The sequence below is a fragment of the Flavobacterium paronense genome (genome assembly GCF_030409795.1).
In the GTDB taxonomy this organism is placed as follows: Bacteria; Bacteroidota; Bacteroidia; order Flavobacteriales; family Flavobacteriaceae; genus Flavobacterium; species Flavobacterium paronense.
Window position 1 is genome coordinate 21,474 of sequence record NZ_JAUFQN010000009.1, and the last position, 6,000, is coordinate 27,473.

6 protein-coding genes are annotated in these 6,000 nt (G+C 33.7%); 4 read left to right on the forward strand and 2 right to left on the reverse strand.

Features of this window, described 5'->3' with window-relative positions:
- Position 1 precedes the first annotated feature (1 nt).
- Entirely contained in the window at positions 2-352 is a 351-nt protein-coding gene (locus QWY90_RS01060; protein WP_290283958.1) for a 4Fe-4S dicluster domain-containing protein, read from the forward strand.
- A 50-nt stretch (positions 353-402) separates the two neighbouring features.
- Here QWY90_RS01060 and QWY90_RS01065 read toward each other — a convergent pair whose 3' ends face one another.
- Positions 403-933 carry a hypothetical protein gene (locus QWY90_RS01065; protein WP_290283957.1) on the reverse strand — a complete coding sequence of 177 codons (531 nt, stop codon included), beginning with the start codon at positions 931-933 and terminating at the stop codon, positions 403-405.
- Positions 934-1,085: 152 nt separating this feature from the next.
- The gene (locus QWY90_RS01070; protein ID WP_290283956.1) at positions 1,086-3,530 is read right to left on the reverse strand and encodes a TonB-dependent receptor plug domain-containing protein; all 2,445 of its coding nucleotides are present in this window, start codon (positions 3,528-3,530) and stop codon (positions 1,086-1,088) included.
- A 155-nt stretch (positions 3,531-3,685) separates the two neighbouring features.
- Here QWY90_RS01070 and QWY90_RS01075 point away from each other — a divergent pair, with 155 nt between their 5' ends.
- The 3 genes from QWY90_RS01075 to ychF all read left to right on the forward strand — a co-directional run bounded on the left by QWY90_RS01075 (position 3,686) and on the right by ychF (position 5,925).
- Positions 3,686-4,351: a hypothetical protein gene (locus tag QWY90_RS01075; RefSeq protein ID WP_290283969.1), complete on the forward strand. Its 666-nt coding sequence runs from the start codon at positions 3,686-3,688 to the stop codon at positions 4,349-4,351.
- Positions 4,345-4,575, forward strand: a complete 231-nt coding sequence (locus tag QWY90_RS01080) for a hypothetical protein (RefSeq protein WP_290283970.1) — start codon at positions 4,345-4,347, stop codon at positions 4,573-4,575. The genes QWY90_RS01075 and QWY90_RS01080 overlap by 7 nt, the downstream gene beginning before the upstream one ends.
- Before the next feature lie 327 nt (positions 4,576-4,902).
- On the forward strand, positions 4,903-5,925 hold the full coding sequence (ychF, locus tag QWY90_RS01085; RefSeq protein WP_439108574.1) for a redox-regulated ATPase YchF: 1,023 nt from the start codon (positions 4,903-4,905) through the stop codon (positions 5,923-5,925).
- Positions 5,926-6,000: the final 75 nt, after the last annotated feature.

Consider the following 6,000-nt stretch of genomic DNA (forward strand, 5'->3'; position numbering starts at 1 on the left):
GATGGCAATCATAATAACAGATGAATGTATAAACTGCGGTGCTTGTGAACCTGAATGTCCAAACACAGCTATATATGAAGGTGCAGACGATTGGAGGTATAAAGACGGAACCAAACTTAAAGGAAAAGTAATATTACCAGATGGTACTGAAGTTGATTCGGATGCAGCTCAAACGCCAATATCTGATGATATTTATTATATCGTTCCGGGTAAATGTACCGAGTGTAAAGGTTTTCATGACGAACCGCAATGCGCAGCTGTCTGTCCGGTTGATTGTTGTATTCCCGATGATAATCATGTTGAAAGTGAGGAAACGTTACTCAACAGACAATCATTTCTACACAATGAATAAAAAAAATCCTGAGTTTGTAGCTCAGGATTTTTTCGTTAAAGGGCAAAAAGTTATTTTTGTAAATTAAAGACTTCGACGGTAATCGTATCCATTTTATCATCATAGGTTTCCAAAATCAGGTTGCCATCAGCATCAAAATGACCTACTGAAATTTTATCTTTGTTTTTGTAGATATAGTTATTATTGGATGTTCTTCTCAATAATGAGATTCCACTCATATTATTGGTAACTTTGTAACCTGAGTTATCGGCTAGGACCTGATATTTTTCTCCATTATAAGAATAATAAGCAGAATGGTCAACATCTACAACTCTTTCCTGACCATCTACATTCACACTCGTGGTAACTGTGGCTTGAGTTGGAGTAGGCTGTATATTTGTATTTAATGTTCCACTAGGCACCTCTTGGAGTTTAATATTCTGAATTTCTTTTATTTCTTCTTTTTTAACAACTACATGTTCGCCTTTATCGTCTTTAACGGTTGTTGTTTTGGTTATCGTCTCCGTTTTTTTATTTTGGTTTTGAGACTGAATGTTTAGTGAAAATAAAATAGCAATAGCTCCCACAATTATAGTTTTCATAATAACAATTATTTAATGATTGATATGCATCAAATGTAGTATCTAACTGAATTCCGGCTGTTATATGATTTTGCCTTTAAGTTATACATTTCACATAAAAAAATCCTGAGTGCTAGCTCAGGATTTGATTTTTAAATGATCTAAATATGAATTTAGAACTTGAAACTAAGTCTGGTGTAATAATAAGCACCACTAAAGCCCATTTGAACAGCATCCCAATATCCACCAGCTTCTGTATTACCAGATTCATCTTGTTTAGTAGGATAGATGTTAAATAAGTTATTGCTTCCAACACTTAATTTTACTTGTTTGATGATTTGGAAACCAACTGTTAAATCAGTTACGATTTTTGGATCATATACATTATCTAAGCCTGCATAATCTACCAAAACTACTTTACTGAAACGAGTGAATGCAGCTCCGATATCAAACCATTTTCTTTCATAATTTAAGTTTAAACCAAACTTGCTGTTTGGCGCTGATGCTTTTAAGAAAGCAATTTCACGTGCTCCAAAGAAGGTTTCCTGATCTAAAGCTCCGTTATTAACGTGAGTAACTTGCATATCATTAATGTTTCCAATCAAAGTAGCACCAATTTTAGAACTACCAAAAGTGTTTTTCCAAGACATAACAACATCAATACCTTTAGTTACAGTGCTAACACCATTTACGAAGAATTGAGCGGAATCAACATTTAAGTTTAAAGCTGTAGCGTCAAAATAGCCTGTAAGTACAATTCTGTCGCTTACATTAATTAAGTAGCCATCAACGGTTGCAGAGAATTTACCAAATTTACCAGTTAAACCAACAGAACCATTTCTTGATTTTTCTTCTTTTAATTTGTCAATTCCAAAACCTTCCGTTACCGCACTTCCATTGGCAGCTAATAAAACTTCGGTAGCGCCACCAGCATTAAAGTTTGTAAAACTGGTGTTGAAATAAATTTGTGCCAACGATGGTGCTCTAAACCCTGTGCTGAATGAACCTCTTAAACTCACACTTTCACTAAGTTTAAGCTTGTAAGCTAATTTAAGATTTAATGTATTTCCGAAGTCACTATAGTTTTCATAACGTAATGCTGTTCCTAATAAAAAATCATCAGAAACATCCAATTCCGTGTCAACATAAGCTGCTGTACTTGTTCTTTGTTCATTCACCTCATTTTGTGGGCTAAACCCAGGAAAACCTTGAGAACCTCCAGGTCTTGGATTACCTGAAATAGGATCAATAGGCGCAAATTGTGTTAATGGATTAGTTATTGGATTTCCATTGGTATCATAAGTTGCGTACGAACCTTCTTCACCCGCAGTAATTTCATATTGTTCTATTCTATATTCACCACCAAAAGCAAAGTTAAGTCCATTTAATACAGATTTAAAGTTTCTGGAAAAGTCTAAGTTGGTTGTATTTTGGCTCAAGCTAAACCCACCAGCATCAAACTGTGTTGGAGAAGCTGCTTCTAAACTGGCATTTATAGTTCCCTTAATTGTGTAATCAAAAGAATTTTTACCATAAGCATTACTTAAATCAATTTTCCAGTCACCGGCTTTGGCTTTGAAACCAAAAGCAGCCGAATTATCAATTATTTTTGAAGTAATTCTTGGTGTGTAACCACCAGGATAAATTGATTCCACAACTCTTTCACCACCATTTCTGGTAAAAGCATAAGCATCAGTGTTTCTGTCATTTCTTCCACCAAAAGCATAAAAGTCAATTGCTTTGGAAAGTGGAATTTGAATGTTAGCCATTAAATTGTAACTCTTGATTTCCGCTTCTCCAAAACCTTTTCTGAAATCAAAACCCGGACGTAATGTTTTGTCTTTTGAAAGGTATTCACCCGTAAAATTAGCAAATCCACCGTTTTTACCGATTTTGATACCGTAGTTTGCTCCGGCTTTTAATGAAAATCCGTCATAATTTTTATCTTTTCCATACGAATTACCATTTCCATTTTGGTCTAATTGAAAGCCTGGCGTATTTGGTGTTCCAGGAAGAAAATCGCCTTGAGCATCATTTCTATAAACTCCTGTAGTTACAGTACCGTTTAATTCGCCAACATTGTCATTTAATACAATATTGATAACACCCGCAATAGCATCTGAACCATATTGAGCCGCTGCACCATCACGAAGAATTTCAATTCTTTTGATAGCACTGGCCGGAATAGAATTCAAATCGGTCCCTGTGTTTCCGCGACCACGCGTTCCAAATAAATTAACCAACGAAGATTGGTGTCTTCTTTTTCCATTAATCAAAACTAAAGTCTGATCAGGTCCCATTCCTCTTAGTGAAGCAGGATCAACGTGGTCAGCTCCATCAGAACCTGATTGTTTGTTGGCATTAAACGATGGTGCTAAATACTGAAGCAATTCATTAATTTCGATTTTACCACTTTGGGTAGTCACCTCTTTAATATTAATAATGTCAATTGGCACGGCAGAATTGAGCACCGTTCGTTTCGCATTCCTTGAACCTACAATTTGTACTTCCTGTAGTTCTTGAACTTTTGTTGAGTCTGATTTCGTATCGTTAGTGCTTTTTTGAGCAAAAACAGTCGAAAACGGCACAACTAACAATAGTAGTGTAATTTTTTTCATAAATATTTTGGTTAAAATTAGTGCTGCAATTTACTATTTTTTATATAGTATTTTAACAAAAAGTAATAATTGCTTTTAATAATTTAAGGAACTATTTTAGAATTCCATCTCTATATAAACTTTTTTGTTAAATTTGTTTTAGCCCAGATTGTTATATGAAAAAGATAGTTGCATTTTTATTCTTGGTTTCAAGCGTCGGTGTTTTGTCTCAAAACGTCGAAAAATCGATTGTGTTATTGGATGTCGATACTAATCTACCCATTGAAGATGCAACTGTTTATATTTCAAAAACCAAACAAACTTTATTGAGTAATGCTGACGGAGCCGTGAGTTTTATTTTAAATGGTGTTTCCAATATACAAATAACCCATTCTTCTTATGATGCCATTAAATTGAGATCAACTATTTTGAAAGAGAAAGTAAATACATTTTACTTAAAAAACAGTATTACGGGTCTTGAAGAAATTATCATAACAAAAGAACATCCTCAAAAAATTCTAAAATCATTGGTTGAAAATTCGATAAATAAATTAACTATTCCAGCTCGATTAAAAGTTTATTCAAGAGAATTCTTTAAACTCAACGGAGTGAATTCGCATTTCAATGATGGGCTTATGAACTTTCAAATGTTTGGGAATTCCAAAAATTTTAAAACCGATATTCTGGTTGAGCAAAACCGATCATACGGAATAGTAAATGAAGAAATTAGTTCAGATGTTTTAGGTTACAATTTAAATGATATAATGCAGAACTATTATAATTTCAAATACCTAAATCCTATTTTGGAATTAAGTGCTAAAAAAGAATATGATTTTTGGTAAAGGCCTATTCTAAAAATGAAGACTATAATCTAATGTTAGTAACTCCGGTTGATAATACAAAAGAATTGCGTGACGATTTTTCGATACTTTATGACAGAAAAAAGAAAATGATTATTGAAGTTAGTTCTTTTATTTCACCAAAACTATTGCTAATACTAAGGATAGAACTTCCGTTGGTTCTAAAAATATTTATAAGTCGTTATTCAAAACTATTTACAGAGTAGAAAACTCAAATTATTATTTAGTAAGCTCTAAGGAAGAAATTGGTTTTCAGAGAATTGACAAAAAACAAAAACAAATATTGAAGTTAAAAATTATTTTGTAACTACCAATTTTAGCAACCACAGTTTTACTTACAAAGACAGTGAAGTTTTTAAAGAGAAAAACTCTACAACAAAAAAAACTCAATATTGACTAACTATTGGGATATTTCTGGTTTAGCGGCAACGGCTGATGAGCAAGCAATAATTTCTATAATGGAAACTAGAGAATAAGGGTTTTAAAAAGCAAATAATAAACTATATTTGCAGACTTTTAAAACAAAATTCATAATGAAAGCAGGAATTGTAGGATTGCCAAATGTTGGAAAATCAACTTTATTTAATTGTTTGTCAAACGCTAAAGCTCAAAGTGCCAATTTCCATTTGTACTATCGAGCCCATATTGGTGTAGTAAACGTTCCTGATCCCAGAATAAACCGTTTAGAAGAATTGGTAAAACCCGAACGCGTTCAGATGGCAACTGTTGATATTGTTGATATTGCAGGTTTGGTAAAAGGAGCAAGTAAAGGTGAAGGTTTAGGAAATCAATTCTTAGCAAACATCAGAGAATGTAATGCAATTATTCATGTGTTGCGTTGTTTTGATAATGATAATATCATCCACGTTGATGGTAATGTAAATCCGATTCGTGATAAAGAAACTATCGACATCGAATTACAATTAAAAGACTTAGAAACCGTCGAAAAACGATTAGAAAAAGTAAATCGTGCTGCTAAAACAGGAAACAAAGAAGCACAAACAGAGAAAACATTATTAGACAGAATACGTGAAAATCTTTTACAAGCAAAGTCAGCCAGAACAGTTGAGCCTCAAAATGCAGATGAAGAAGCCTTGCTTGAAGATTTCCAATTAATAACCAAACCCGTTTTATACGTTTGTAATGTTGATGAAGATTCGGCGGCTACCGGAAACAAATATGTTGACCAAGTACGCGAATTGGTTAAAGATGAAAATGCCGAAGTTATTGTTTTGGCTGTTGGTACAGAAGCGGATATCACCGAATTAGAAACCTACGAAGAACGTCAAATGTTTTTGGAAGATTTAGGTTTAAAAGAACCAGGTTCGGCAGTTTTAATTCGTGCGGCTTATAAATTATTGAAACAGCAAACCTACTTCACTGCCGGTGTTAAAGAAGTCAGAGCTTGGACTATCAACATTGGCGATACTGCCCCAAAAGCAGCTGGAGTTATTCATACCGATTTTGAAAAAGGATTTATCCGCGCTGAAGTTATTGCTTATGAAGATTTCTCTAATTTTGGTTCAGAAGCCAAAGTAAAAGAGGCAGGAAGCTAAGAGTGGAAGGTAAAGAATATTTTGAAAGATGGTGATGTAATGCACTTCCGTTTTAACGTATAATTTTAGCAACAA